Genomic DNA, 25639 nt, shown 5'->3' with positions numbered 1-25639 from the left:
CTCCCCCTCCACGCCCCGCCCGTCGGCGGCCCGGGTCACTCCCCGGGCTCGAACGCCTTGGCGAGATCTTGGGCGTCGGCGTACGAGAGTACGTCCCTGGGGCGGGCGGCGCCGCGCAGGAACTCCTGGGCCACGTCCACCGCCTGCTGCACGGCCGCGCGGAACAACAGCGAGCCCGTGCTCACGCGGCGCACGCCGAGGTCGGCGAGGCGCGCGGGCGACGGGCCGTCCGGCGCGTGCAGCACGTTCAGCGGTACGTCGAGGGCGCCGGCGAGCCGGGCGATCACGGCCTCGTCCCGCACGCCCGGCGCGAACGCCCCGTCCGCGCCCGCCTCTTGGTACGCGGCGAGGCGCTCCTCGGTCTCGGGCGCTCCCCCGGCGGCGAGCCAGTACGTGTCCGTGCGCGCGTTGACGAACAGGTCGGGCGCGGCGGCCTTCACCGCGCGGATCAGCGCGCACTGCGCGTCGACGGCGGTGAGCGTGCCGTCCGGGCGGCCGTCCTCCAGGTTCACCCCGACGACGCCCGCCCCGGCCAGCGCGCGGGCCAGGTCCGCGACGTCCTCGGGCCGGTCGCTGAACCCGCCCTCGATGTCGACGGAGATCAGGGCGGGCAGCCGGGCGATGCCCCGGGCGAGCCGCAGCGTCTCCTCGCGCGCGGCCCCGGTGGCGTCCGCCTTGCCCGCGGCGGCGGCCACGCCGAGGCTCGTCGTCCCGATCGCGGGGAACCCGGCGCGGGCGAGCGCGGCGGCGGACGCGTGGTCCCAGGCGTTGGGCAGCAACAGCGGCGCCCCGGCGCGGTGCAGGGCACGGAAGGCTTCGTGGCGATCACTCATGCCGCGCACTCTGCCAGAGGGGTCCGACAGCGGGGCCGGGCGGTGCTCCGCCGCTCGGCGCCGCGGCGGCCGACGGAGCCTCGGGGCGGTGGGCCGCTCCCCGGTGGGCGGCCGACCGGCCTTCCCCGCAGGGCTGATCGAACCCCAACAGGAACCTGACAGCTTCCACACAACTTCGCGCCAGTCTGGCGACCGTGCCCGGCGGAACACCGGTGTCCGCCGCCCCCGCCGGGCACGCCCCCTCTTGTCCGAGCCGGAACGGAGCCCCATCACATGACCCACCGCGCCCACGCCCGCCCCCACGCCCGCCCCCTGCGCGCCGCCGCCGTCGCCTCCGCCGTGGCCGTCGGCGTGCTCGCCGCCCCGTCCGCGTTCGCCTCGGAGTCGACGCCCAAGCCGAAGCCGACGGCCGGTGAGAGCGCGCCCGCGCCCGAGGTCTCCAAGGAGTCCGTCGCCAAGAAGCGGGCCGCGGCGGAGGAGGCCCTGCGGGACAAGCGCAAGCAGGCCGCGCCGCGCGGCGGCGTCGCCGCGGGCGACAAGCCCGTCGTCACAGACGCCAAGGAGAAGACCGCCGCGCCCGCGCCCGAGCCCGCGCGGAAGAAGCCCACCGTGACCCCCAGGGGCGGCGTCGCCGCGGGCGAGCGACCCGCGGCGGGCGGCGGCGACACCACCCCGGCCCTCGTCGGCTCTGCGGCGGGCATCGCCCTGCTCGCGGGCGCGAGCACCCTGGTCCTGCGCCGTCGCGCCACCGGTCGCGCCCAGGGCTGAGCCCGGCCGCGAGGACCACCTCCCCCGCCGGGCGCCGCGCCGCGCGCGCCCGTCCGGCCCGATCACGCGTGGTGGCGCCGCCCCTTGCCCGGGCGGCGCCACCACGCCCGGAGCACCCATGCCCCTGAAGAGCCGACCGCTCCCGCGCCGTGCCCTCGGCGCCTGCGTCCTCGCCGTCGTCGTCGGCGCGGCCGTGGGCGGCTGTTCCGCCGCCGACGGAACGGCCGCCGCCACCAAGGAGAGGCCGTCCGCCTCCAAGACGTACGACGTGGGCACCCCCGACGCGGCCGCGTCGGCCGCGCCCGCTGCCCCCGTGCACGTGGCGATCCCGTCCATCGGCGTGCGCAGCCCGCTGCTGCGCCTCGGTCTGAACCCGGACCGCACGGTCGAGGTGCCGCCCGCCGAGAAGGGCATGACGGCGGGCTGGTACACCGGCGGCGCGATCCCCGGGCGGCGCGGCGCGGCCGTCATCATCGGCCACAACGACACGCGCTTCGGCCGGGCCGTCTTCCACGACCTGAAGAAGGTGCGGGTGGGCGCGGACATCGCCGTACGGGACGCGCACGGCAGGACGGTCCACTTCCGGGTCACCGCCACCGAGACGGCCGCCAAGAAGGCCTTCCCCACCGACAAGGTCTACGGCGCGACCGATGCCCGCGCCCTGCGCCTGATCACCTGCGACGGCGCGTACGACGCCCAGGGGCACCCCGTGGACAATCTCATCGTGTACGCGACAGCGAATCGCTAGCCGGTCCGGCGCCTCATCCGGCTCCGGGGGCCGCCGGGCGATCGGGTTAGGCTTCTTCCGCAACCTGTTCATGTGTGCGAAGCGGGGGAACGTCGACGGTGTCCGATCTGGGACGGCTCGTGGCCGGCCGGTACCGCCTCGCGGAGCGCGTGGGCCGGGGCGGCATGGGCACCGTGTGGCGGGCCGAGGACGAACTGCTCGGCCGGCACGTCGCCGTGAAGAAGCTGCACGTGCCCCCGCATCTGAACGACGACGAGATCCGGACGCTGCACGAGCGCACCCGCCGCGAGGCCCGCAGCGCCGCCCGGATCACCCACGCCCACGTGGTCGTCGTCCACGACGTCGTGGACGACGAGGGCCTGCCGTGCATCGTCATGGAGTACATCCCCTCCGTCACGCTCGGCGACGTCCTGGCGGAGCGCGGCGCGCTGGCGCCCGCGGAGGCGGCCCGGCACGGCCTGGCCATGGCCGCCGCGCTGCGGGCCGCGCACGACGCGGGCGTCCTGCACCGGGACGTGAAGCCCGCCAACGTCCTGCTCGGGCACGACGGCCGGACCGTGCTCACCGACTTCGGCATCGCCGTCGAGAGCGGTACGCCGTCCCTGACCCGGACCGGCGAGCTGATCGGCTCCGTGCGCTACCTGGCGCCGGAGCGGCTGCGCAGCGTCGAGCACGGGCCCGCCTGCGACCTGTGGTCCCTGGGCGTGACGCTGTACGAGGCGGTGGAGGGCCGCCATCCGTTCGAGCGCGGCACCGCGATGGAGACGGCGTACGCCATCGCCACCGAACCGCACGCTCCCCCGCGCGCCGCCGGGGAGCTGGCCCCGCTGATCGAGGGCCTGCTCGTGAAGGACCCCGAGCGCCGCACCCCGGCGCACGAGGCGGAGCGCCTGCTCAGGCGGGTGGCGGGTACGGGCTCCGGCACGGGCGCGACCGTGCTCGCCCCGGCCGGTCCCGCGCCCGCCGCGGCCCCCGCGCGCCGGGGCGGCCGCGGGACCGGCCGCCGCGCGGCCCTGTGGTGCGGCTCCGCCATCGTGGTCGCCGGATGCGTGACGGGCGGCGTCCTGCTGTGGCCCGGCGACGGCGACGAGGCGTCCGGGGCCCGGCCCGCGACCGGTGCCTCCCGCCCCGCCGTCCCGCCCGTGCCGTCCGGCTACCACCTGGCGCGGCAGGAGGGCGGCCTGGCCCTGCCCGTGCGCGACGGGTGGACCCGCAAGAACCTGCCGGGCGGCGACGTCGCGTACATCGACCCCACAGGGCTGGTGGGCCTGCGGGTCAACGTGGCGGAGTTCGCGGGGTCCGACCCGGTCGAGCACTGGCGCAGGACCGAGGAGAGCCAGACCCGCCGGGACAACCCGGGCTACGAGCGGGTGCGGATGGCGGCCACGACCTTCCGGGGCGCGCCCGCGGGGTACTGGGAGTTCACCTTCGACGGCAAGGCCCGCACGTTCCGGGCCGTGGAGATGGCGTTCTCCGACGACGACGGCACCCAGTACGTCGTCTACCTCTCCGCGCCGAACGAGCGCTGGAAGCAGTACCGCCCGGTCTTCGACACGGCCGTGAAGGGCATCCGCCTCGACGGCTAGGCCTGCCCCTGCACCCGGGAAAACGCGGTGGCCGGTGCGCGACACGGCGTCCTAGGGTGGCGCGGTGACGACTCGGATGATCATCCTCAACGGCGGTTCCAGCTCGGGCAAGTCCGGGATCGTGCGGTGCCTGCAGGCCGTCCTGCCCGACCAGTGGCTGGCGTTCGGCTGCGACGCGTTCGTCGACGCCCTGCCCGCGCGGATGCGGGGGGCGGACGGCGGGATCGTGTTCGCCGCCGACGGCGGCGTGGACGTCGGGGCGGACTTCCGGGCCCTGGAGCGGGCCTGGACCGAAGGCATCGTGGCGATGGCCCGCGCGGGCGCCCGGATCGTCGTCGACGACGTCTTCCTCGGCGGCGCGGCGTCCCGGCGGCGGTGGGAGGAGGCCCTCGGCGACCTGGACGTGCTGTGGGTCGGCGTCCGCTGCGAGAGCGCCGTGGCCGCGGGCCGCGAGGTCGCGCGCGGGGACCGGACCCCCGGCATGGCCGCGGCGCAGGCGCGCCTCGTCCACGAGGGCGTGCGCTACGACCTGGAGGTGGACACCACCCGTACCGAGTCCCTGGAGTGCGCCCGCGCCATCGCCGCCCGCGTCACCTGACCGGCGCCTGCGGTCACCGCAGCGGACGGGCCGCGTGCGCCCGCTCCTCCGCGCGGCCCTGGAGGCGGGCGGCCCGCTCCCGGATCGCGGGCAGCTCGGCGCGGAGCGCGGCGCCCGGACAGCTGGTGGTGTAGCCGTCGGTGTGCCCGGCCACGGCGTCGAACTCGGCGCGCGTCCCCACCGGGAACCGGCTGAGGCTGTTGCTGGACACCAGCTGCGCCCGCAGCCGCGGGTCGACGTCCGCGAGGCCGAGCTTCCACGCGGTGAGCGCGGCGATGGCCTCCGTCATCGGCCGCGGCACCGGGGTGCCCGCGGTGAACGTGCCGAGCGCGGCGATCCCGGCCGTGCGGTGGTTGAACCCCTGCGTGTGCGCGCCGACGACGGGCCGGTCGACACCGCCCGCGCGGCCCTCGTAGATCGTGCCGCAGCGGTCGACGAGGAAGTTGTAGCCGATGTCGTCGAAGAGCCGGGCACCGGTCTGGCCCGCCGCGAGGGCCCGGATGATGCGCGGCGCGTCGGCGCAGTCGTAGCTGTTGGGCGAGTCCGTGTGGTGGACGAAGACGGCGATCACGGGGCCGCCGTAGCGCACCGGCGGGCCGGTCTCGCCCGTGTCGCCCAGCCACTTGGCGCGCGGCACGATGGGCGGCCGGGCCGCGCGGTGGGCCGCGGGGACCACGGCGGGCCGGTGCCCGGCCTCTTCGGCCGCGTGCTCGACGCCCACCGCGCACAGCGCGAGCGCCCCCACGGCGAACAGTCCCGGCACCCCGGCGAGGACCGCGCGCCCGGCAGGCGGCAGCCGCCCCGCCACCGCCTCCCGCACGACACGCATGCCTCCCACTCTCCGGGCGGCCCACCGGACCCGCGCGCGGGGTGCGCCCGGTCGGGGGACGCCCCCGCGACCGGCGGCGCAGCGCGCCCTGAGCCGCCCGGAGGTCCGCTGCCTTCAGACGCGCGCCGCGCGGCTCGCCCCCTGAGCGGGCACCGCGCCCACGCGCCCCGCGCCGCAGTCGGTGGCCACCGTGTCGGCGAAGGCGCGCGCCAGCGGGCTGAGCGCGTCCCAGCGGCGCACCGCCCAGCCCACGGACAGCGCGGGCAGCTCCGGCACGGGCACGAGGCGGAGCCCCGGCGGACCCGCGTCGCGCCAGCCGGGCAGCTCCGGCACGACGGCCTGGCCGACGCCGAGTTCGGTGAGCAGCAGGGCGGTGTCCCAGTCGGCCACGCTGGTGTGGCCCTGCGGCCGCAGCCCCGCGTCGGCGAGGGCCGCGTCGAGGCGGGAGCGCGAACTGGACACCTCGGGCGGCCGGATGAGCTGCGCGGCCGCCAGGTCGGCGAGGGTGGCGCGCCGCTTGGCGGCCAGCGGGTCGCCGCAGGGGACGGCCAACACCCAGCGCAGCTCGGCGACGGGCCGCTGCTCGATGCCGCGCACGGGTTCGCCGATGGTGACCCAGGCCAGGTCCAGGTCGTCGGCGGCGAGCGCGTCGAAGCAGGCCCGGCTCGAACTCGCCGTCTGGAACTCCAGGGCCACCTGCGGAAACCGCTGCCGGAAGCCGACGATCGCGTCGGCCATGAAGTGCCGCACCGTCGTGGCACCCGTGGTGATGCGCACCGCGCCGCTCTCCCCGCGCACCAGGTCGCGCAGGCGGCGCAGGGCGAGGTCGATGCCGCCGATGCCGTCGGAGGCGGCGGCGTGCAGGATGCGGCCCGCCGACGTCGGCACGACCCCGCGCGCGTGCCGCTCGAGGAGGCTGACGGCCAGCTCCTTCTCCAGGCGTTTGACGTGCTGACTCACCGCCGACTGCGTACAGGAGAGGTCGCGCGCCACGGCGCTGAGGCTGCCCGCGCGGCAGACGGCGATGAAGACACGGAGATCGTCGAGCGTCACGGCACGACGCTAGGGCGTTCCCGGCACGGGTGTCACATCCAGGGCCTGACCCGGCCGGGCGGCCGGGGCGTGGTCCGGCCGGGCCCCCGCGCCGCCTGCATGTCGCACAGATCACACGAGGTCGCGGGGTGGGCGGGAACCCCCCTGCCTATTTCACCGTTGAACAAGATGAGGGTCCCGGCCGCGATTCCCCCGTCCGGCCGGGGCCCTCTCGCCTGCACACCCTCCCGGCACTTCTGACCGACACACACCTCCCGCGTTGTCATGTACAGACCTACCGTCGAGGGCGGGAGCCCCTTCCCCCACCGCTCCCAAGGAGGCACCGTGTTCAGACGCGTCATCGCGGCGGCCGCTCTCGTGGTCACGGCCGCCCTCGTCCCCGCCGCACCGACGACGGCGAGCGCAACGGCACCGGCCCCCGTCCGCACCGCTCCGGTCCCGGCCGCGGGCGAGGAGCAGGCGGTCGACCTCCGGCTCGGCTCCCCCGACGGCCCGGCGCGGCAGGAGATCCGGCACCCGGGAGCGGCGTACGTCAAGGTGCACTTCGCCCGCCTCACGCTCGCCCCCGGCGACCGCCTGACCGTGGCCGACCCGGCCGGACGCGAAGTGCACACCTACCACGGCGACCCCACCCGCGGCGGGGCCGCGCCGGGCGACGCGGGCTTCACCCGGCACGGGCGCACCGGCTTCGCCGCGATGTCCGTCGACGGGGACACCGCGGTGATCACCCTGCACACCCGCGGCGAGCGGCGCTCGCAGGCGAGGGTCGACCGGTACTGGCGCGGCTACACCCCGGCGGAGTTCGCCGCCGAGAACCCGGCGACGCGCAGCGTGTGCGGCGCCGACGGCCGCCGGGACGCCGTCTGTTACAAGACCAGCCACCCCGCGCACTACGCCGCCTCGCGCGGCGTGGCCCGCATGCTCCTGAACGGCGGGGGCTACTGCACCGCCTGGCGGGTGGGCCGCGGCAACCACATGATGACCAACAACCACTGCATCAAGACACAGGCCGAACTCGACAAGGTGGAGCTCCAGTTCGACTACGACTGCGCCACCTGCGGCGGCAACGACCCGCGCCCGGGCACCAAGGTCGGCGCGAACGCCCTCCTGCGCACCTCGGCGAGCCTCGACTTCACGCTCTTCAGCGTGGACGACTTCGACCGGATCACCCAGTTCGGCACCCTGTTCCTGGAGACCCGCGCGCCGATCGCGAACGAGCAGGCGTACATCGCCGGGCACGGCGACACCCGGCCCAAGCGCATCTCGATCTACGAGGAGCGCGACGGCGGCGCCTACTGCGGCGTGCGGACCCCGCAGCTCGGCGCCGAGGACGTCGGCTACAACTGCGACACCTCGGGCGGCAGCTCCGGCTCCCCCGTGCTCGCCGGTTCCTCTCACAAGGTGATCGCCCTGCACTGGGGCGGCTCCTGCCCGACCAACGTGGGCACGCGCATGGACAAGATCTACCCGCAGATCCAGGACCTGATCGACAACCGTCCGTAGCCCGCGGATCGTCCCGGACGGAGCCCGCACCGGTCGGTGCGGGCTCCGTTCCGTAACGCGCGCGCCCCGCCGCGCGCCCGCACCCCCGTGCCACCCCTTCGGGCGGAATAGGCCATCTGTCCCGCGCCTGGCTGGACAGGACGGCATCATGCGTCCATGGACGGTGCCACGCCTGTGCAGGTCTTGTTCCCACCCGACGAGTACGACGCCGTACTGCGGCACGCGGACCGGCTCGGCCTCACCGTCGCGGAGTTCATACGGCGGGTGGCGACCGGGCACGTACGGCGGGGCGGCGACGCGCGCGCCGGCGCGGTCCGGCGGGGCGCGAGCGTGCCGCCGGTGCGCCGCCGCCTCGACGCCTCGTCGGCGCCCGCGCTCCAGCGGTTCCTGGACACCCTGGCGACGGGATCCTGAACCCGGCGCACGACTCGCCCCGGCCGGGGGCTCAGCCCAGCGCGACCTCCGGCTCATAGAGGTCGAGCCACACGGCCAGGTCGAGGGCGCGCTCCATGCCGCGCCGCGAGGCGGGCCTGATCTGCGGCGTCTCGCGGTGCGCGAGGCGCCGCAGCGCGTCGCGGTCCACGAGGTCGAAGACCGGATGTCCGGGCTGCGCGAGCAGGTCCTTGGCGTGCTCCTGGAGCGCGAAGGCGTACTTCGGGTCCTGCGTCGACGGGTAGGGGCTCTTCACCCGGTCGTACACCGACTGGGGGAGCCGGTCCGCGGCGGCCTCCCGCAGCAGCGACTTCTCCCGGCCGTCGAAGGTCTTCAGGGCCCAGGGCGCGTTGTAGACGTACTCGACGAGGCGGTGGTCGCAGAACGGCACCCGCACCTCCAGGCCGACGGCCATGCTCGCCCGGTCCTTGCGGTCGAGCAGCACCCGCACGAAACGCGTCAGATACAGCTGGCTGATCGTGCGCATGCGGTACTCGAAGTCACTCTCGCCGTCGAGGCGTTCGACCGCGGCCACGGCCCCCGCGTAGCTGTCGCCGACGTAGGACCGCAGGTCCAGGATGTCCAGGACGTCACGGCGCAGCAGCCCCGCCTCGTCGCCGAGGGTCTCGGCGTGCCGCACCAGCCAGGGGAAGGTGGTGCCGCGCCGCGCCTGTTCGTCGAAGAACTGCAGATAGCCGCCGAAGACCTCGTCCGCCGACTCGCCGGACAGGGCGACCGTGGAGTGTTCCCGGATCGCCTGGAAGAGCAGGTACAGCGAGGCGTCCATGTCGCCGAAGCCGACGGGCATGTCGCGGGCGGTGAGCATCTTCGCCCGCACCTGGGGATCGGCGAGCGTCTGCGCGTCGAGGACGATGTCGCGGTGATCGGTGCCCGCGAGCCGCGCCACGTCGTGCGCGTAGGGGGCATCCGGCGTGCCGCGCAGCTCGTCCGCCACGAAGTGGTCGCTCTGCCCGGCGAAGTCGACGGAGAAGCTGCGCAGCGTCTCGCCCGCGCCCTTGAGCTGGTGGGCGGCGAGCGCGGAGAGCGCGGAGGAGTCGAGGCCGCCGGAGAGCAGCACACAGCGCGGCACGTCGGACACGAGCTGGCGGCGGACGATGTCGTCGAGCAGGGAGCGGACGGTGGCCACGGACTCGTCGCGACCGTGCGGGTGCGGCCGCGTCTCCAGACGCCAGTAGGTGCGGGCGCGCAGGCCCCGGCGGTCCACGGTGACGACGGTGCCGGGCTCGACCTCGCGCATGCCGTCCCACACGGCGTGCCCCGGCGTCTTGACGAAGGCGAACACCTCGCGCAGCCCGTCGGCGGTCACGCGCGCCCGGGCCAGCGGGTGGGCGAGGATCGCCTTGGGCTCGGAGCCGAAGAGGACGCCGTCGGACGTCGGGCGGTAGTAGAAGGGCTTGATGCCCATGCGGTCGCGCACCATGACGAGCCGCTGGCGGGGGCCGTCCCACACGGCGAAGGCGTACATCCCGTTGAGCCGCTCGGCCACCTCCTCGCCCCACTGGAGGTAGCCGCGCAGCACGACCTCGGTGTCGGAGTCGGTGGTGAAGGCGTGCCCGAGCCCGGCCAGTTCGGCGCGCAGCTCGGTGTAGTTGTACGTCTCGCCGGAGTACACGAGCGCGACCGTGCCGCCGGGCGTGGCCGCGGTCATGGGCTGGCGGCCGCCGGGCAGGTCGATGACGGCCAGGCGCCGGTGGCCGAGCGCCGCGGGGCCCTGCGCCCAGGTGCCGCGGTCGTCAGGACCGCGGCAGGCCATCGTCTCCGTCATCGCGTCCAGAACCGGGCCCTCGGTCCGCAGCTCGCGGTCGAACGAGACCCAGCCGGTGATGCCGCACATACGATTCCTCCCGCCGAAGTAGATGTATCTAGCAGCTATATCGACAGGCTCCGCCCCGAACCCCGTGCGGTCAACGCTCGCGTCACCCCGCGAACCCGGCCGACCCGCGGATTCCGGCCGCACCGGACCGAAGGTCAAGAAGTCACCACGGCCGGACGGCCGCCCCCACCGCGTCCGACCGCGCCGGGGGCACATCTGGAACATCAGGTTCCGGCCGTCCGTAAAGCTTTGCTCAACACGCGGGCGTCAGACAGGCCTGCACGGCGGGCGCGTACCGATCGGTGATCTCGGCGATCGCCATCGCCCGCAGATGGGGGCCGCGGGCGATGCCGTACATCACACCGAGGCCGAGGAGCATGGCCACCGCCATCTCGGCGCGCAGCCCCGCATCCTCGCCCGGGAGGCGCTCGCCGAGCCTGCGTACGACCTGCGTGCGGAAGTTGGCGCGCAGCACATAGCCGTGCTCGCGGTGCAGCGGGGCGAAGACGATGCGCAGGAGGGGGTCGGCGCCCTGCTCGGCCTGGCTGGTGAGCAGGTGGTGGACCATGTGGCGGCCGAGGCCCTCCAGGGGCGCGTCGAGGATGGCCGCGGCGTCCGCCTCGAAGGACATGATCTGCGCGAACAGCGCGTCCTTGCTGCCGAAGTACTTCAGGACGAGCGGCGGGCTCACCCCCGCCCGCTCGGCCACCGCCTTCAGGGTGATGTCGGCGTGCGCGTGCCGCGCGAGCAGATGCCGGGCCGCCCGCACGATGGCGGCCCTGGTCTCTTCGGCGTCACGGCGGGCGGACCCCGTCACGTGCCGGTGCGGCCGCGGGGTGGAGCTGGTCATGGCGTCACTTTCCCTCACCGGCCGCCCGGTCCCGGCGGCCGCGTCCGAGGGTAGGCGGCGGACACCCCACGGGCCACGGACGGTTGCACAGGGCGCAACAGCCCCGCCGTCAGCCGCACCACCGGATATCGGAGAATTCCCGGACAGTCGGGACAGTTCACGCGCGATTCTCGGACATCTCTCCCCGGGGCGGAGTGAATGGCAATTCACCTGGCCCGGCGAATTGCCATTCACCCGCCGAGAGTTGACGGTACGTCGATTTGCGGGACGGACTTCGCGGACCGTACCCGGGAAACGATCCGCGGCCGGACACCGTCTCGCCGCAAGGTCCGTACCTTTATGGCCGAAGGTCACCAGGGGCCGCCCCGGCGCGGGCGCGGAGATCGTCGCGCGCAGCGCCCCGCGGCGACCGCCCACCCGGCCCGTGGGGCGCCCGGCACCGCTCCGCCATACTGCGGCCATGACCAGATTTCGTGTGGGCTTGATCGGTACGGGTCCCTGGGCGACCGCGACGCACGCGCCGGTGCTCGCCGCGCATCCGGACGCCGAGCTCGCCGGCGTGTGGGGCCGCCGCCCCGAGGCCGCCGCCGAGCTCGCGGCCACGCACGCCACCACGGCGTACGCGGACGTGGACGCGCTCTTCGCCGCGAGCGACGCGGTCGCCTTCGCGGTGCCGCCGGACGTGCAGGCACCCCTGGCGGCGCGGGCCGCGCGGGCGGGCTGCCATCTGCTCCTGGACAAGCCGGTGGCCACGGACGCGGCGGCGGCGCGCGCCCTGGTCACGGAGGTGGAGCGGGCCGGCGTGGCCTCCGTGGTGTTCTTCACACTGCGGTTCGCCCCGCCCGTGGCCGACTGGCTGGCCGAGCGGGCCGGGGAGGGGCCGTGGTTCACCGGGCGGGCCGACTGGTACAGCTCGTTCTACGCGGCGGACGGGAGCGGCGCCTTCGACTCCCCGTGGCGGGCGAGCAAGGGCGGCCTGTGGGACGTCGGGCCGCACGCGCTGTCCGTCCTGACGGCGGTCCTCGGCGAGATCACGACGGTGACGGCGGCCCCGGGACCGGCGGACACGGTCCATCTGATCCTGCGGCACGCGGGCGGCGCGTCCAGTACGGCGACCCTGACGCTGCGTGCCCCGGAGCGGGCGACGGGCGTGACGCTGGAGTTCCGCGGCGAGCGCGGGACGGTCTCCCCGGAGGCCTTCGAAGAGACAGGGTGGGGCGATTCGGGCGTCGCGTTTCGGTCAGCCGTGAGCGCGCTCGTGACGGCGGCACATGCCGGACGGCCGCACGCGTGCGACGTGCGATTCGGCGCGCGTGTGACGGAGATCCTGGCAGCGGCGGAAAAGCAGGTGACGGCGCTCGACGGCACGGAGCAACAGGGCCGAACGCGGACTCGGGTCTCTTGAGCGAATACCAGCCACAAGGGCCGCCCGGAACAACACGGGGCGGCCGGTACCGTGGCCGCTACGTAATGGCGAGTGACGGCACCGGCCGCAGCCAGTGAACCCAGGAACCGAACCGGGTAGTAACTGCCACACAGGTACACACTGCTCAGTTTCCGACCACACAGATCGGAATACGAACAACCGGTCCCGCGCGCTACCCGACTACGACCCCGTAGGCGGAGGGGGTATCCGACGCCGAGGAATTTCAGCCAATTTCATGCTCCCCGAACAAGATGCCCCTGAGTTGTGCCCGCGAGCCCACCGACGATCAAACCTGCAGGTCGGTGGCCCCGCCCACTCCATGATGCCGCACGAGCTGATCGTTTTCTTCAGGCAATGTTTATGCCCAAAGACGATGCGAATATTTAGACTGCTGACGCTCAACTCGGCGTGTACGAAGAGGGATTACCCACCATGAACAAGACGGCGCTGCGCGCTCTGCTCCGTGAACGACGCGCCCTCATCGCCCCCGAATCGCACGGCTTCGTCCGCTCGACGGGGCAGGGCAGACGGGCACCGGGGCTCTCCCAGCATCAGGTGGACCAACTCCTGCATCGCACCCTTGGTACGTACCACCGCCTCGAGTCCGGCAACTACCCCAACCCACCGGCGGCCCTCCTGCGCGACGTGGCCCGTCTGTTCGGGCTGAACGAGCAGGAATGGGTGTCTTTGTGCCGGTACGCCCTGCTCCAGGACCCTCCGGGGCCGCTGCACCTGTCGTCGGGCAAGGAGGTGCCGGGCGTCTGGCGCGAGGCCGTCAACGGCATCTCGCACATCGCATACATCGCGGACGCGTCCTGGGACATGCTCGTGTACAACGACGCCTGCGCCGCCGTCTTCCCCGGGGGCGAGGTCCCGCCGAACATCATGCGCTGGATGGTCCTCAGCCCGGTGGCCCGCGAGATCCTCCTCGACTGGGACACCTCCTGGGCGCCCATGCTGCTGCCGCAGCTGCGCGGGGCGCTCGCCACCCGGCCCGAGGACGAGACCCTCCAGCAGATCGAGAAGGAGGTCCTCGCCGACCCCCTGGCCGCCCCGCTGTACGGCGCGGACAAGCCCTACCCCCACCCCGACGGCGACGAGCGGCCCCTGCTGCACGCCGAGAAGGGCGCGGGCTGGGTCACCATGTGCGCCGCCCAGCCACTGACCGCTCCGGGCGCCCGGATGATGATCCTGGTGTTCCACCCCGGACGGGAGCGCGTCCACCCGCGGGCGCCGATGCTGCGGGCCACCTGACGGCCCGCGGCGGCCGGCCACCGCCCCGGCACCGCTCCACCGGCATCACCGCGAGCAGGCCCGCTCCGGCACCGCCCCACCGCATCACCGCGGGCGGGGCCCGCCCCGGCGCCACCTGATCGCCGCACGCGGGCCCGCTCCGGCCGACGGCCACGAGCGGGCCCGAACGACGGCTCTTCCCAGGTCCGGGGCCCGCGCTGGAACCGCTACGCCAGGACGCACGTTCGACGAGGTGCAGTACGTTTCCTTATGCCCTCCACATCCGACCTGCACCTGGCGGGAGTTCCTTCGTGTCCGCATATGTCCTCAGACCCCAGACCGTCGTCGGTGACCACAAGGTCACCACCGCGGAGATCACCGACGACATACGCCGGCACCACCCCGACCACCCTCGGCTCACCGCGTTCCTGCGGGTCATCGGCAACTGCGGGGTCGAGACCCGCTACTTCACCCGGCCCCTCGACTCCCCGACCGTCGCCGGCACGGCCGATGTGCACGAGCGGGCCACCGCGGCCTTCGGCGACGCCCTCGCCATGGCCGAGCGCGCGGCCACGGCCGCACTCGCGTCGGCCGGGCTCGCCGCCACCGACATCGACGCCGTGGTCACCACGCACACCACCGGCTGGTCCGTCCCCAACCTGGACATCCACCTGATCGAACGGCTCGGCCTGCGGCCCACCGTGCGCCGCATCGCCCTGACCACGCTCGCCTGCCCCGGCGGCACCCAGTCCCTGATCCGGGCCGCGGACCTGGTCGCCGTCCGGCCGGGCAGCAAGGTCCTCGTGGTGGCCGCGGAGGTCATCTCGTCCGTCTACCACCACAACGACACGGGCATCGAGGCCATGATCTACAAGGCCCTGTTCGGGGACTCCGCGGGCGCCACCGTCGTGACGGACGAGCCCCTCGGCCCGGGCCTGGTCATCGAGGACACGTACGAGTACGTGCTGCCGGGCAGCATCGACCGCCAGCGCGGCCGGATCACGGCGGACGGATTCCACTTCGACTCCACCAGGAAGGCGCTCACGGCCGCGGACGACGTGCTTCCGCAGCTTCTGGAGTGGATCGGTCCGCAGACGGCCGAGTTCGCGGTCGTCCACCCGGGCAGCCCCCGCATCATCGCCGACACCACGGCCGCCCTCGGACTCGATGACGTTGACACGCGTCACTCCACGGACACGCTCGCCCAGGAGGGCAATCTGGGCGGGGTGAGCGTGCTGCGCGTCCTGGAGCGCACGCACAGCGCGCCGCCCGCCGACGGCGCCCGTGGCTACACCGTCGCCTACGGCCCCGGCTTCACCACCGCCGCGCTGCGCTGCCGCTGGCAGGGGTGAGGGCGCCCCGGAGCAGCGGCGCGGGGGCCGCTGCTCACCCCTCCGGCTCGGCCGCCGCGGTGATCTTTCGTCCTTTCGGCCACCCCGATCCGGCCATCTGACCGATGGCGCGGGCCCCGGGGCGTCCGGGACGGTGGGGAGCATGGACACGGTGTGGAAGCGCGGGCGGCGGCTCGTCGCGGTGGCCGTCGCCGGTGCGGTGACGGCCGCCGTGGCCTGCGCCCTCGCCACGGCGGCGCCCGCCCGGCAGGGGCAGGAGCAAGCGGCCGTCGCCGACGGCGGCGGGCGGTCCGCCGCGTCGGACTGGCGCCTGGACGCGACCGCCCTGGGCCTGACGGCCGCCGCGTCGACGGCGGGGCTCCTGGCGCTGCGGCGGGGAGGCCGTCACGGGGCCCGGCGCACGGCACCCGCGCGCCCGCGCGCCGTCGCGGGCGCCTCCCCCGCGCCCCGGCGACCGGCCCCGCGCGAGGCGGCCCGCTGATGCTGCACGCGCTCTACCTCGTCGGCATCGCCGCCTTCGCCGCGAGCGGCGTGCTCGCCGCGCACCGGGCGCGGATGGACCCCTTCGGCGGGCTCGTCCTGGCCTTCGTGGCCTCCATCTCCGGCGGCACGCTGCGCGACCTGATCCTGGACCGCCACCCGCTGTACTGGACCCACGACTGGGTCCTGCTCACCGTGATCGCGGTCACGGGCATCACCACGATGCTCTATCTGCGCCACCGCGAGCTGCCGCAGCGCACGCTGATGGTGGTGGACGCGGTGGGCCTCGCCGTGGTGACCGTCATGGGCGCGCAGGCCGCCATCGACGCGCACGTCACGCCGCTCGCCGTGATCATCCTGGCCGTCCTGACGGGGGTGACGGGCGAGGTCCTGCGCGACGTGCTGTGCGGGCAGTTCCCGCCGCTGCTGCTGCGCGAGGAGGTGTACGCGACCGCCGCGCTCGCGGGCGCCGGCTGCTACCTCGGGCTGCACCACGCGGGCGCGTCCCCGACCACCACCACGGTGACGTCGGCCGTCCTCGTCCTCGCGCTGCGCCTCGCGGCGATCACCAAGTCGCTGCACCTGCCGCCGCTGTCCCGGGCCCGGGCCCCGCGCGCGGACCGCTGACCGCCCGCCGGAGAAATCCGGTTGTCCGGCGCGGAGCCCCCTGCTGAAGTAACCGGATGGACTCGACAGCGGCCCTCGCGGCGTACGACCAGCAGATCCGGCAGAGCCCCGACCCGGAGGGGCCCGGCGGCCGCGTGGAGCGGGCGGACGGCGTCATCCGCCATGTGGGAGCCGCCGCCCACGACTGGAACGGCGTGCTGTGGTCGGACCTCGACCCGGCCACGGCCGACGCCGCGATCGCCGCGCAGGTGCGCCTGTTCACCGGCCTGGGGCGCGACTTCGAGTGGAAGCTGTACTCCCACGACCTGCCCGCCGACCTGCCCGAGCGGCTCCTCGCGGCCGGGTTCGCGCCCGAGCCCGCCGAGACCCTGATGGTCACGGAGGTCGACGCGCTGCCCCTGGACGCCGCCGCGCCCGAGGGGATCGAGCTCGTCCCGGTGACGGACGAGGCGGGGGTGCGGCTGATGGTCGCCGCGCACGACCGGGCCTTCGGCTCGGACGGCGCCGCGCTCGGCCGGCAGGTGCTCGACCAGCTGACGGCGGCGCCCGACACGCTCGCCGTGGTCGTCGCGCTGGCCGGGGACGAGCCGGTGAGCTCGGCGCGCATCGAGTTCCGGCCGGACACGGACTTCGCGGGCCTGTGGGGCGGCGGCACCGTGGCGGCGTGGCGCGGCCGGGGCATCTACCGCGCGCTGATCGCCCACCGCGCCCGCCTCGCCGCCGCCCGCGGCGTGCGCTACCTCCAGGTCGACGCGTCCAGCGAGAGCCGCCCGATCCTGCGGCGGCTCGGCTTCGCGGAACTGGCCACGACCACGCCGTACGTGTACCGGCCCGGGGCGCCGCTCAGCCCAGGAGCTTGATGATCGCGTCGGCGGTGTCCGTCTCGCCGAGCCGCGGGAAGACCTTCTCGACGGCGGCCAGATGGGCCTGCTCGTCCATGTCGGTCACGGCGTCCACGGCCACCGTCACGTGGTAGCCGTGCTCGTGCGCCGCCCGCGCCGTCGACTCCACGCCGAACGCGGTCGCGATGCCGCCGACGACGACCTGGGTGACGCCCCTGCGGCGCAGCTGAAGGTCGAGGTCGGTGCCGTGGAAGGCGCCCCACTGGTGCTTGGTGACGACGATGTCGCTGTCCTGGCGGTCCAGTTCGGGCCGCAGCTCCGCCCAGTCGGCGGGGGTCGCGCCACCGCCGCCGAGCGTGACCTCGGTGCGCCCGGGCGCCCGGCCCGTCACGCGGACCAGGACGACGGGCAGCCCGTGCGCGCGGAAGGCGGCGGCGAGCCGGGCCCCGCGCTCGACGATCCGGTCGGCCGGATGGATCGTCGGCAGGGCGGTGATGCCCTTCTGCAGGTCGACGAGGACGAGGGCGGTCTTCGGGTCGAGCGTGGTGGCGGTCATGGGGGTGCCTTTCTCGTACGGGGTGGGCGCGCTCGGCGGCGCCGGGGGTCACGGGCGGACCAGGCGCTCCAGGAGCACGACGGCGTCGGCCAGCTGCCGCTGCTCGCGCTCGTCGAGCCGGTCCGCGACGGCCGCCGCGAGCCAGTTCCGCTTGGCGTCCCGCGCCTCGGCGAGCACCCGGCGGCCGCGCTCGGTCACGGAGACCACGGACCGGCGCCCGTCGTGCGGGTCCGGCGCGCGCTCGACCAGGCCTTCGGCTTCCAGCGCGCCGACGGTCAGGCGCATGGACTGGGGCCGCACGTGCTCGGCGCGGGCCAGCTCCGCCGTGGTGGCGGGCGCCTCCGCGAGCAGGGCGAGCGCGGACCGCTGCGAGGCCGTGAGGCCGGTCTCCGGCGTCTGCGTGCGCAGCCTGCGCACGACGTGCCGGACGGCGACGGTGAGGTCGGCGGCGATCTGCTCCGGCCCGGGTCCAGCCGTGCTTCCTGACGAGTCGGTCATGACGTCACCGTACGAAATAGGCAGGCAGACTTGCAAGTCTGCCTGCCTATTACCTGGAGCCCCCTTGCCTGGAGGTCCGCTTGCGTGGAGCCCGCTTCCCTGGGGGCCCGGCGTCTCAGCTGTTCGGCGGCGTCTCGTCCGGGAAGATCTTCGTGACCACCTCGCCGTCCTCGGTCAGATATCCGTGCAGCATGCCGGGGCTGCTGTGCGGCGCGTCGAACTGCCCGTCGGGCGCTAGGGCGATCACACCCCCGTCGCCGCCGAGGGCCGGAAGGCGCTTGACGATCACCTCGTACGCGGCCTTCGCCACGCCCACGCCCTTGAACTCCATGAGGTTCGAGATCGTCGCGGTGGCCCCGCCCCGGATGAACACCTCGCCCGCGCCGGTGGCGCTCGCCGCGACCGTGCCGTTCTTCGCGTACGTGCCCGCGCCGATCAGGGGCGAGTCGCCGACGCGGCCGGGGAGCTTGTTGGTGAGGCCGCCGGTCGAGGTCGCCGCCGCCAGGTCACGGCGCTTGTCGACGGCGACCGCGCCGACCGTGCCCTTGGACTGTTCGTCGGCGAGGGCGGCAGGGGAGCGCGCGGCCTTCTTGTCGCCGCTGCCGCCCTCGCGGCCCTTCTCGGCCTCCTTGGCGGCCATCAGGGCGTCCCAGCGGGCCTGCGTCCAGTAGTAGTCCTGGGTGACGGTCCGCAGGCCGTGCCGGGCGCCGAAGTCGTCGGCGCCCTCGCCCGCGAGGAGCACGTGCTTCGACTTGTCCATGACGGCCCGGGCGCCCTCGATGGGGTTGCGCAGGTTCTTCACGCCCGCCACGGCACCGGCCTTCAGATCCGAGCCGCGCATGATGGACGCGTCCAGCTCATGGCCCGCGTCGGCGGTGAAGACCGCGCCCTTGCCCGCGTTGAACAGCGGGTCGTCCTCCAGCTTCGTGACCGCCGCCTGGACGGCGTCCACGCTGGAGCCGCCCTTGTCGAGCACCTTCTGCCCGGCTCTGAGGGCCTCGGTGAGCCCGTCCCGGTACGCCTTCTCGCGCTCCGGCGTGGTCTTGTCGCGGTCGAGGGCGGTGCCGGCGCCGCCGTGCACGGCGAGGACCACGTTCCGGGCGTCGGGCCTGGCCTTGCCCGCGGGCCGGGCGTCGGCGGCGGCAGCGGCGCGGCCGTCCGGAGCGCGCTCCCCGCCCTGCGGGAGGGCGAGCGCGGTGGCGGTGACCGCGGCGGCGGTGGCGAGGGCGGGAACCAGCCAGGTCAGGGGACGTAAGCGCATGGGCACTCCTCGGCGGGACGACGACGGGGCCACCGTAAGGGCATGCACATGACGCCAACCAGAGGGCGTCACGCCGGGGGGAGGGAGCAGCGACGGGCCGCCCCCTCCCCCGTGCCGCGCCCGCTTCGGCCCCGCGCCGCGGGCGTCTCAGCGGATCGGCAGCCCCGACAGCGTGCGCGCGATCACCAGGCGCTGGATCTCGCTCGTCCCCTCGAAGATCGTGTAGATCGCGGCGTCCCGGTGCATGCGCTCCACCGGGTACTCGCGCGTGTAACCGTTGCCGCCGAGGATCTGGATCGCCTGCGCGGTGACCTTCTTCGCGGTCTCGCTGGCGAACAGCTTGGACATGGAGCCCTCGGCGCTCTCGAACTTCTTGCCCGTGACCGCCATCCAGGAGGCCCGCCACACCAGGAGCCGGGCCGCGTCGATCTGCGTGCGCATGTCCGCGAGCTGGAAGGCGACGCCCTGGTTGTCGATGATCGGGCGGCCGAACTGCTCGCGCGTCCTCGCGTACTCCAGCGCCTCCTCGTACGCGGCGCGGGCGGTGCCCACGGCCATCGCGCCGACGGCCGGGCGCGAGGCCTCGAAGGTGGCCATGGCCGCGTTCTTCACGCGCTCGCCGCCGCTCTTCGCCCGCTCCCGCGCGCGGGCGAGCCGCTCGTCCAGCTTCTCCTTGCCGCCGAGCAGACAGGAACCGGGGACGCGTACGCCCTCCAGGACGACCTCGGCGGTGTGCGAGGCGCGGATGCCGTGCTTCTTGAACTTCTGCCCCTGGGACAGACCGGGCGTGCCCGGCGGCACGATGAAGGAGGCGTGCCCCTTGGAGCCGAGGTCGGGGTCGACCACGGCGACGACGACGTGGACGTTGGCGATGCCGCCGTTCGTCGCCCAGGTCTTGGTGCCGTTCAGGACCCACTCGTCCTTGACCTCGTCGTAGACCGCGCGGGTGCGCATCGAGGCCACGTCGGAGCCCGCGTCCGGCTCGGACGAGCAGAAGGCGGCGACCTTCACGTCGCTGGCGTCGCCGTACATCTGCGGGATCCAGGTGCCGATCTGCTCCTCGGTGCCGTTGGCGAGGACGCCCACGGCGGCGAGGCCGGTGCCGACGATGGACAGGGCGATGCCCGCGTCGCCCCAGAACAGCTCCTCCATGGCCATCGGTATGCCGAGCCCGGTGGGGTCGAAGTACTGCTGCGCGTAGAAGTCCAGGGAGTAGATGCCGACCTTCGCGGCCTCCTGGATGACCGGCCAGGGCGTCTCCTCGCGCTCGTCCCACTCGGCGGCCGCGGGCCGGATCACGTCCGCGGCGAACCCGTGGAGCCAGTCCCTGACCTCCTTCTGTTCGTCGTTGAGCTCCATGGTGAACTCGGCCATGACCCCTCCAGGCTGCGAACCCGTGCTACGTTACTTGCGGTAACTGGAGTCTGTTACCGGCCGGTAGCCTGTGTCAACTCCCGGCAGCCCGTTCGATGCGCGAGGGCTTCCGGGTGTTACGTTGCGCGTTGCGTCAGGAATCGCACGGGCGGAGAACACCACATGGAGACCACGCAGCGGACCGACCAACAGCGGTCCGCCGAGCAACGACGGCGCGAACTCCTTGAGGCGGCCGACCGCGTCGTGCTCCGCGACGGCCCCGGGGCCTCGATGAACGCCATCGCAGCCGAGGCGGGCATCACCAAGCCCATCCTGTACCGGCACTTCGGCGACAAGGGCGGCCTCTACGCGGCGCTCGCCAAGCGCCACACGGACGCGCTGCTCGCCTCCCTGCGCGCGGCCCTGGACGCCCCGGCCGAGCGCAGGGAGCGCGTGGAGGCCACGCTCGACACCTACCTCGCGGCGATCGAGGCCCGGCCGCAGGTCTACCGCTTCCTCATGCATCCGTCGGAAGCCGTCTCGTCCGGCGAGGTGAGCGGCGAGGGCTTCGACGTGGGCCTGCACTCCGCTCCCCTGCTCCGGCGCCTCGGCGAGGAGCTCGCCGAGGTCATCGAGGAGCGCGTCGACCTCGGCCCGCAGAGCGCGGAGCTCGCGCGCGTGTGGGGCCACGGCATCGTCGGCATGATGCACGCCGCGGGCGACTGGTGGCTGGGCGAACGCCCCTGCCCCCGCGCCCAGTTGGTGCGCAGCCTGGCGGACCTGCTCTGGGGCCGCCTGGCCGCCGCGGGCAACCGCGTGGGCGGGCCCGGCTTCTGAGAGTCGTGAGGGCCCGGGGCGCGCCGCGCCCCGGGCCCTCATTTCCGCCCCGCCCGACAGCTCAGGCCGTCGTCGCCCAGGGCGCCCGAGCCGCCCGGCGCAGGACCCGCCGCCTGCGCCAGCCCGTGACGTGGTCCGTGTACACGCCGCCCGTCAGGTGGTCGCTCTCGTGCTGCAGACAGCGCGCGAAGAACCCGGTGCCGTGCACCCGCACCGGCTCCCCCGTGACGCTCACGCCCTCGACGACCGCGTGGTCGAAGCGCGGCGTCGCCGCCTCCAGGCCCGGCAGCGACAGACAGCCCTCGGGGCCGCGCACCGTCACGCCGTCGAGTTCCACCACCCGCGGGTTCACCACGTGGCCGAGGTGGCGCACGTCCTCGTCGTCCGGGCAGTCGTACACGAACACCTGGAGGCCCACGCCGACCTGGTTGGCGGCGAGGCCGACGCCCCGGGCCGCGTACATCGTGGCGAACATGTCCTCGACGAGCGCCGCCAGTTGGGTCCCGAAGTCCGTCACCTCCGCACAGGGGGTGTGCAGCACGGGGTCACCGAGCAGGGTCAGGGGTCGTACGCGCCCTGAGGCGCCCGGGATCGAGCCGTGTCGCATGGCCGCAAGAGTACGGTCCAGGGGACAGCAGTGGTGCCGGGTGGTGGTGCGATTCGGGCTTGTCAGTCGATCTCGATAGGCTGGGCCGACACGATGCCGGGCAGGCGCGGCGCCGTACGCAAGGAGGACCCAGAACGATGGCAGGACACCCTGGCAGCTCAGAGTCGCTGTCGGCACGCGCCAAGCTGGCCGTGACGGCGGGCAAGGCGGCCGCGGCGGTGTCGCGCGCGGCGGGCCGCGGCAGCGGTTCGGTGATCGGCGGCAAGGTCGCGCTCAGACTCGACCCGGAGCTCCTCGGTCGGCTCGCGACCCACCTCGACGTAGTCCTGGTCTCGGCCACGAACGGCAAGACGACCACGACGCGCCTGATCGCCGAGGCCCTGCGCGCCAGCGGCCAGGTCGTGTCCAACGCCCTCGGCGCGAACATGCCCGCGGGCATCACCTCCGCCCTCGCAGGCGGCTCGGACGCCAAGTTCGGCGTGATCGAGGTCGACGAGAAGTACCTGGCGGGCGTCGCCCGCGACGTCGACCCCAAGGCGATCGCGCTCCTGAACCTCTCGCGCGACCAGCTCGACCGCGCGGCCGAGACCCGCATGCTCGCCGAGAAGTGGCGCGAGGGCCTGGCGGGCACCAAGGCCGTCGTCATCGCCAACGCCGACGACCCGCTGGTCGTCTGGGCCGCCTCCTCCTCGCCGAACGTGGTGTGGGTGGCCGCGGGCCAGGCCTGGAAGGACGACGCCTGGTCGTGCCCGGCCTGCGGCGGCGTCATGCAGCGCCCCGGCGACGACTGGTACTGCGGCGAGTGCGGCTTCCGCCGCCCCACGCCCAGCTGGGCCCTCTCCGGCGACCACGTCCTGGACCCGCACGGCTCGGCCTGGCCGATCCACCTCCAGCTCCCGGGCCGGGCGAACAAGGCGAACGCCACCTCGTCCGCCGCCGTCGCCGCCGTCTTCGGCGTGCCGCCGCAGGTCGCCCTGGAGCGGATGTATCAGGTCCAGGCCGTCGCGGGCCGCTATGACGTGGTCCAGTTCCAGGGCCGTGACCTGCGTCTCCTTCTCGCCAAGAACCCGGCAGGCTGGCTCGAAACGTTTTCGCTGATCGACGGACCCCCGGCCCCGGTGATCCTCTCGGTGAACGCGCGCGGGGCCGACGGCACCGACACCTCCTGGCTGTGGGACGTCGACTACACCCGGCTCGCCGGTCACCCGATCTTCGTGCTCGGCGACCGCAAGCTGGACCTCGCCGTCCGCCTGGAGGTCGCGAACCTGGACTTCCGCGTCTGCGAGAGCCTCGACGAGGCCGTACAGCTGGCCCCGCCCGGCCGCATCGAGACCATCGCGAACTACACCGCCTTCCAGGACCTGCGCCGCCGCGTGGGCAACTGACCGCGCCCCGACCGTCACTGAGGACCAATGAGCATGAGCGACAACAGCCTCCGGCTGGTCTGGGTCTACCCGGACCTGCTGTCCACGTACGGGGACCAGGGCAACGCCCTGGTCGTGGAGCGCCGCGCCCACCAGCGCGGCCTCCAGGTCGAGCGCTACGACGTGCGCAGCGACCAGCCGGTGCCCACCTCCGGCGACATCTATCTGATCGGCGGCGGCGAGGACCGGCCGCAGCGGCTCGCGGCCGAGCGCCTGCGCCGCGACGGCGGCCTCCAGCGGGCCGTGGGCAACGGCGCGATCGTCTTCTCGGTCTGCGCCGGCTACCAGATCCTGGGCAACGAGTTCATCAACGACCTGGGCCAGCGCGAGCCCGGCCTCGGCCTGCTCGACGTGGTCTCCGTGCGCGGCGAGGGCGAGCGCTGCGTGGGCGACGTCCTCGGCGACATCGACCCGCAGCTCGGCCTGCCGGAGCTCACCGGCTTCGAGAACCACCAGGGCGTCACGCACATCGGCCCGAACGCCCGCCCGCTGGCCCGCGTCCGCCTCGGCAAGGGCAACGGCACGGGCGACGGCACGGAAGGCGCCTACAACGGCACCGTCTTCGGGACGTACATGCACGGGCCCGTCCTGGCCCGCAACCCGCTGCTCGCCGACCTGCTCCTGAAGCTGGCGCTCGATGTGAACGCGCTGCCGCCGACGGACGACCGCTGGTACGAGGCGCTGCGCGCCGAGCGGATCGCGGCCGCCCAGCAGCCCGCGTAACGCCTTCGGCGCGGGGGGCGGCTCTGTCGCGCTGCGCGCTCGTCCTCAAACGCCGGACGGGCTGGATTTCTCCGCCCGTCCGGCGTTCGGCTGCCCCCGTCCGGCGTTTCGCTGTCCCGTTGCGTGTCCAGTGGGTGGGCGATGCCTGCGGGGGCGGGCGGTGCGCCGGTAGGGTGGGCCGGGATTTCAGCCGGACGACGGGGTCCGGTCACCGCCCACCTTGCAAAGGTTTCGCACCATGCGTATCGGTGTCCTGACCTCCGGCGGCGACTGCCCCGGACTCAATGCCGTCATCCGCTCCGTCGTGCACCGTGCCGTAGTCGACCACGGCGACGAGGTCATCGGCTTCCACGACGGCTGGAAGGGCCTCCTGGAATGCGACTACCGCAAGCTCGACCTGGACGCGGTCGGCGGCATCCTGGCGCTCGGCGGCACGCTCCTCGGCTCCTCCCGGGTACAGCCCGCCCACTTGCGTGACGGCGTCGCGCGCGCCAAGGGGCACGTCGCCGAGCTCGGCCTCGACGCGATCATCCCGATCGGCGGCGAGGGCACCCTGAAGGCCGCCCGGCTCCTGTCCGACGCGGGCCTGCCGATCGTCGGCGTACCGAAGACCATCGACAACGACATCGCGGTCACCGACGTGACGTTCGGCTTCGACACCGCCGTCGGCGTGGCCACCGAGGCCCTGGACCGCCTCAAGACCACCGCCGAGTCGCACCAGCGCGTCCTGATCGTCGAGGTCATGGGCCGTCACACCGGCTGGATCGCGCTGCACTCGGGGATGGCCGCGGGCGCGCACGCCGTCGTCGTGCCGGAGCGGCCCTTCGACATCGAGGAGCTGGCCGAGAAGGTCGGCGAGCGCTTCGAGGCGGGCAAGAAGTTCGCCATCGTCGTGGCCGCCGAGGGTGCCAAGCCGCGCCCCGGCACCATGGAGTTCGACGAGGGCGGCAAGGACGTCTACGGCCACGAGCGGTTCGCGGGCATCGCCCGGCAGCTCTCCCTCGAACTGGAGCAGCGCCTCGGCAAGGAGGCCCGCCCGGTGATCCTCGGCCACGTCCAGCGCGGCGGCACGCCCACGGCGTACGACCGCGTGCTCGCCACCCGCTTCGGCTGGCACGCCGTGGAGGCCGTGCACCGCGGCGAGTTCGGACGGATGACCGCACTGCGGGGCACCGACATCGTGACGGTGTCCCTCGCCGAGGCCGTAGAGACGCTCAAGACCGTGCCCGAGCAGCGGTACGAGGAAGCGGAGTGCGTGCTCTAGGCCACCGCCCCGCCCCCGGCGAGCGCCGGGGTCCCGAATCCGCCCCCGGTCGCGAGCGCGCCCGGGGGCGGTTCTACTCTGGTGCGGACACACAGCGCACAATCTGCACGAAACAGGAGCCA

The 25639-nt window shown here is 74.1% G+C and carries 26 protein-coding genes; 16 read left to right on the top strand and 10 right to left on the bottom strand.

The window, feature by feature from the left end:
- Positions 1-35: 35 nt before the first annotated feature.
- The gene (locus tag AC5WAM_RS35815; RefSeq protein ID WP_495520049.1) at positions 36-833 is read right to left on the bottom strand and encodes an isocitrate lyase/PEP mutase family protein; all 798 of its coding nucleotides are present in this window, start codon (positions 831-833) and stop codon (positions 36-38) included.
- Positions 834-1106: 273 nt separating this feature from the next.
- Between AC5WAM_RS35815 and AC5WAM_RS35810 the strand changes: the two genes are divergently transcribed.
- The 4 genes from AC5WAM_RS35810 (at position 1107) to cpt (ending at position 4533) form a co-directional block, all read left to right on the top strand.
- On the top strand, positions 1107-1601 hold the full coding sequence (locus AC5WAM_RS35810) for a hypothetical protein (RefSeq protein WP_366796127.1): 495 nt from the start codon (positions 1107-1109) through the stop codon (positions 1599-1601).
- A gap of 118 nt (positions 1602-1719) precedes the next feature.
- Complete coding sequence (locus AC5WAM_RS35805) at positions 1720-2349, top strand: class F sortase (protein ID WP_495520048.1); 630 nt, start codon at positions 1720-1722, stop codon at positions 2347-2349.
- A 98-nt stretch (positions 2350-2447) separates the two neighbouring features.
- A complete protein-coding gene (locus AC5WAM_RS35800; RefSeq protein ID WP_495520047.1) occupies positions 2448-3935 on the top strand; it encodes a serine/threonine-protein kinase in 1488 nt (495 codons plus the stop codon).
- Positions 3936-4011: 76 nt separating this feature from the next.
- On the top strand, positions 4012-4533 hold the full coding sequence (gene cpt / locus AC5WAM_RS35795) for a chloramphenicol phosphotransferase CPT (protein WP_366793680.1): 522 nt from the start codon (positions 4012-4014) through the stop codon (positions 4531-4533).
- Between the two features lie 13 nt (positions 4534-4546).
- Here cpt and AC5WAM_RS35790 read toward each other — a convergent pair whose 3' ends face one another.
- On the bottom strand, positions 4547-5362 hold the full coding sequence (locus AC5WAM_RS35790) for a peptidoglycan recognition protein family protein (RefSeq protein WP_495520046.1): 816 nt from the start codon (positions 5360-5362) through the stop codon (positions 4547-4549).
- Positions 5363-5476: 114 nt separating this feature from the next.
- Positions 5477-6415, bottom strand: a complete 939-nt coding sequence (locus tag AC5WAM_RS35785) for a LysR family transcriptional regulator (protein WP_495520045.1) — start codon at positions 6413-6415, stop codon at positions 5477-5479.
- Between the two features lie 324 nt (positions 6416-6739).
- Here AC5WAM_RS35785 and AC5WAM_RS35780 point away from each other — a divergent pair, with 324 nt between their 5' ends.
- Together AC5WAM_RS35780 and AC5WAM_RS35775 are read left to right on the top strand one after the other, a co-directional pair.
- Positions 6740-7918 (top strand): trypsin-like serine peptidase, encoded by a 1179-nt coding sequence (locus AC5WAM_RS35780; protein WP_495520044.1) that lies wholly within the window; start codon positions 6740-6742, stop codon positions 7916-7918.
- 156 nt (positions 7919-8074) lie between these two features.
- On the top strand, positions 8075-8332 hold the full coding sequence (locus AC5WAM_RS35775; protein WP_242715157.1) for a plasmid mobilization protein: 258 nt from the start codon (positions 8075-8077) through the stop codon (positions 8330-8332).
- A gap of 31 nt (positions 8333-8363) precedes the next feature.
- Here AC5WAM_RS35775 and asnB read toward each other — a convergent pair whose 3' ends face one another.
- Together asnB and AC5WAM_RS35765 are read right to left on the bottom strand one after the other, a co-directional pair.
- A complete protein-coding gene (gene asnB, locus AC5WAM_RS35770; RefSeq protein ID WP_495520043.1) occupies positions 8364-10205 on the bottom strand; it encodes an asparagine synthase (glutamine-hydrolyzing) in 1842 nt (613 codons plus the stop codon).
- 232 nt (positions 10206-10437) lie between these two features.
- Complete coding sequence (locus AC5WAM_RS35765) at positions 10438-11034, bottom strand: TetR/AcrR family transcriptional regulator (RefSeq protein WP_495520042.1); 597 nt, start codon at positions 11032-11034, stop codon at positions 10438-10440.
- 460 nt (positions 11035-11494) lie between these two features.
- Here AC5WAM_RS35765 and AC5WAM_RS35760 point away from each other — a divergent pair, with 460 nt between their 5' ends.
- The 6 genes from AC5WAM_RS35760 to AC5WAM_RS35735 all read left to right on the top strand — a co-directional run bounded on the left by AC5WAM_RS35760 (position 11495) and on the right by AC5WAM_RS35735 (position 17012).
- Complete coding sequence (locus AC5WAM_RS35760) at positions 11495-12439, top strand: Gfo/Idh/MocA family protein (RefSeq protein WP_495520041.1); 945 nt, start codon at positions 11495-11497, stop codon at positions 12437-12439.
- 453 nt (positions 12440-12892) lie between these two features.
- Positions 12893-13714: an MmyB family transcriptional regulator gene (locus tag AC5WAM_RS35755; protein WP_495520040.1), complete on the top strand. Its 822-nt coding sequence runs from the start codon at positions 12893-12895 to the stop codon at positions 13712-13714.
- 290 nt (positions 13715-14004) lie between these two features.
- The gene (locus AC5WAM_RS35750) at positions 14005-15045 is read left to right on the top strand and encodes a beta-ketoacyl-[acyl-carrier-protein] synthase family protein (protein ID WP_495520039.1); all 1041 of its coding nucleotides are present in this window, start codon (positions 14005-14007) and stop codon (positions 15043-15045) included.
- A gap of 142 nt (positions 15046-15187) precedes the next feature.
- Entirely contained in the window at positions 15188-15526 is a 339-nt protein-coding gene (locus tag AC5WAM_RS35745) for a hypothetical protein (RefSeq protein WP_366793583.1), read from the top strand.
- Positions 15526-16152 (top strand): trimeric intracellular cation channel family protein, encoded by a 627-nt coding sequence (locus tag AC5WAM_RS35740; RefSeq protein WP_366793584.1) that lies wholly within the window; start codon positions 15526-15528, stop codon positions 16150-16152. Before AC5WAM_RS35745 ends, AC5WAM_RS35740 begins: the two co-directional genes overlap by 1 nt.
- Before the next feature lie 56 nt (positions 16153-16208).
- Positions 16209-17012 carry a GNAT family N-acetyltransferase gene (locus AC5WAM_RS35735; protein ID WP_495520038.1) on the top strand — a complete coding sequence of 268 codons (804 nt, stop codon included), beginning with the start codon at positions 16209-16211 and terminating at the stop codon, positions 17010-17012.
- On the opposite strand, the gene AC5WAM_RS35730 is transcribed toward AC5WAM_RS35735, so the two are convergent.
- From AC5WAM_RS35730 to AC5WAM_RS35715, 4 genes are all read right to left on the bottom strand, one after another.
- A complete protein-coding gene (locus AC5WAM_RS35730) occupies positions 16996-17550 on the bottom strand; it encodes an isochorismatase family protein (protein ID WP_366793588.1) in 555 nt (184 codons plus the stop codon). The genes AC5WAM_RS35735 and AC5WAM_RS35730 overlap by 17 nt on opposite strands.
- Positions 17551-17598: 48 nt before the next feature.
- Positions 17599-18048, bottom strand: a complete 450-nt coding sequence (locus tag AC5WAM_RS35725) for a MarR family winged helix-turn-helix transcriptional regulator (protein WP_495520037.1) — start codon at positions 18046-18048, stop codon at positions 17599-17601.
- A 115-nt stretch (positions 18049-18163) separates the two neighbouring features.
- A complete protein-coding gene (locus AC5WAM_RS35720; RefSeq protein WP_495520036.1) occupies positions 18164-19309 on the bottom strand; it encodes an isoaspartyl peptidase/L-asparaginase family protein in 1146 nt (381 codons plus the stop codon).
- A 147-nt stretch (positions 19310-19456) separates the two neighbouring features.
- Complete coding sequence (locus tag AC5WAM_RS35715; protein WP_138958280.1) at positions 19457-20683, bottom strand: acyl-CoA dehydrogenase family protein; 1227 nt, start codon at positions 20681-20683, stop codon at positions 19457-19459.
- A gap of 162 nt (positions 20684-20845) precedes the next feature.
- On the opposite strand from AC5WAM_RS35715, the gene AC5WAM_RS35710 reads away from it, so the two are divergent.
- On the top strand, positions 20846-21499 hold the full coding sequence (locus AC5WAM_RS35710; RefSeq protein ID WP_138958281.1) for a TetR/AcrR family transcriptional regulator: 654 nt from the start codon (positions 20846-20848) through the stop codon (positions 21497-21499).
- 61 nt (positions 21500-21560) lie between these two features.
- Here AC5WAM_RS35710 and def read toward each other — a convergent pair whose 3' ends face one another.
- Positions 21561-22106, bottom strand: a complete 546-nt coding sequence (def, locus tag AC5WAM_RS35705) for a peptide deformylase (protein WP_495520035.1) — start codon at positions 22104-22106, stop codon at positions 21561-21563.
- A 137-nt stretch (positions 22107-22243) separates the two neighbouring features.
- Here def and AC5WAM_RS35700 point away from each other — a divergent pair, with 137 nt between their 5' ends.
- The 3 genes from AC5WAM_RS35700 to AC5WAM_RS35690 all read left to right on the top strand — a co-directional run bounded on the left by AC5WAM_RS35700 (position 22244) and on the right by AC5WAM_RS35690 (position 25517).
- Positions 22244-23491: a MurT ligase domain-containing protein gene (locus tag AC5WAM_RS35700; RefSeq protein ID WP_495520034.1), complete on the top strand. Its 1248-nt coding sequence runs from the start codon at positions 22244-22246 to the stop codon at positions 23489-23491.
- Between the two features lie 33 nt (positions 23492-23524).
- Entirely contained in the window at positions 23525-24253 is a 729-nt protein-coding gene (locus AC5WAM_RS35695; RefSeq protein WP_138958284.1) for a type 1 glutamine amidotransferase, read from the top strand.
- A gap of 238 nt (positions 24254-24491) precedes the next feature.
- Positions 24492-25517 (top strand): 6-phosphofructokinase, encoded by a 1026-nt coding sequence (locus AC5WAM_RS35690; protein ID WP_495520033.1) that lies wholly within the window; start codon positions 24492-24494, stop codon positions 25515-25517.
- Positions 25518-25639 lie beyond the last annotated feature (122 nt).

It is taken from the genome of Streptomyces sp. JLYT201, from assembly GCF_059448825.1.
This window is presented reverse-complemented; position numbering and strand designations above follow the sequence as displayed.

Coding starts and splice junctions, on each gene's coding strand:
- AC5WAM_RS35775 (WP_242715157.1), top strand. CDS start 8,075: ATGGACGGTGCCACGCCTGTGCAGGTCTTGTTCCCACCCGACGAGTAC.
- AC5WAM_RS35730 (WP_366793588.1), bottom strand. CDS start 17,550: ATGACCGCCACCACGCTCGACCCGAAGACCGCCCTCGTCCTCGTCGAC.
- AC5WAM_RS35745 (WP_366793583.1), top strand. CDS start 15,188: ATGGACACGGTGTGGAAGCGCGGGCGGCGGCTCGTCGCGGTGGCCGTC.
- AC5WAM_RS35765 (WP_495520042.1), bottom strand. CDS start 11,034: ATGACCAGCTCCACCCCGCGGCCGCACCGGCACGTGACGGGGTCCGCC.
- def (WP_495520035.1), bottom strand. CDS start 22,106: ATGCGACACGGCTCGATCCCGGGCGCCTCAGGGCGCGTACGACCCCTG.
- AC5WAM_RS35735 (WP_495520038.1), top strand. CDS start 16,209: ATGGACTCGACAGCGGCCCTCGCGGCGTACGACCAGCAGATCCGGCAG.
- AC5WAM_RS35720 (WP_495520036.1), bottom strand. CDS start 19,309: ATGCGCTTACGTCCCCTGACCTGGCTGGTTCCCGCCCTCGCCACCGCC.
- AC5WAM_RS35725 (WP_495520037.1), bottom strand. CDS start 18,048: ATGACCGACTCGTCAGGAAGCACGGCTGGACCCGGGCCGGAGCAGATC.
- AC5WAM_RS35740 (WP_366793584.1), top strand. CDS start 15,526: ATGCTGCACGCGCTCTACCTCGTCGGCATCGCCGCCTTCGCCGCGAGC.
- AC5WAM_RS35690 (WP_495520033.1), top strand. CDS start 24,492: ATGCGTATCGGTGTCCTGACCTCCGGCGGCGACTGCCCCGGACTCAAT.
- AC5WAM_RS35700 (WP_495520034.1), top strand. CDS start 22,244: ATGGCAGGACACCCTGGCAGCTCAGAGTCGCTGTCGGCACGCGCCAAG.
- AC5WAM_RS35695 (WP_138958284.1), top strand. CDS start 23,525: ATGAGCGACAACAGCCTCCGGCTGGTCTGGGTCTACCCGGACCTGCTG.
- AC5WAM_RS35810 (WP_366796127.1), top strand. CDS start 1,107: ATGACCCACCGCGCCCACGCCCGCCCCCACGCCCGCCCCCTGCGCGCC.
- AC5WAM_RS35805 (WP_495520048.1), top strand. CDS start 1,720: ATGCCCCTGAAGAGCCGACCGCTCCCGCGCCGTGCCCTCGGCGCCTGC.
- AC5WAM_RS35790 (WP_495520046.1), bottom strand. CDS start 5,362: ATGCGTGTCGTGCGGGAGGCGGTGGCGGGGCGGCTGCCGCCTGCCGGG.
- AC5WAM_RS35710 (WP_138958281.1), top strand. CDS start 20,846: ATGGAGACCACGCAGCGGACCGACCAACAGCGGTCCGCCGAGCAACGA.
- AC5WAM_RS35815 (WP_495520049.1), bottom strand. CDS start 833: ATGAGTGATCGCCACGAAGCCTTCCGTGCCCTGCACCGCGCCGGGGCG.
- AC5WAM_RS35760 (WP_495520041.1), top strand. CDS start 11,495: ATGACCAGATTTCGTGTGGGCTTGATCGGTACGGGTCCCTGGGCGACC.
- AC5WAM_RS35755 (WP_495520040.1), top strand. CDS start 12,893: ATGAACAAGACGGCGCTGCGCGCTCTGCTCCGTGAACGACGCGCCCTC.
- cpt (WP_366793680.1), top strand. CDS start 4,012: ATGATCATCCTCAACGGCGGTTCCAGCTCGGGCAAGTCCGGGATCGTG.
- AC5WAM_RS35715 (WP_138958280.1), bottom strand. CDS start 20,683: ATGGCCGAGTTCACCATGGAGCTCAACGACGAACAGAAGGAGGTCAGG.
- asnB (WP_495520043.1), bottom strand. CDS start 10,205: ATGTGCGGCATCACCGGCTGGGTCTCGTTCGACCGCGAGCTGCGGACC.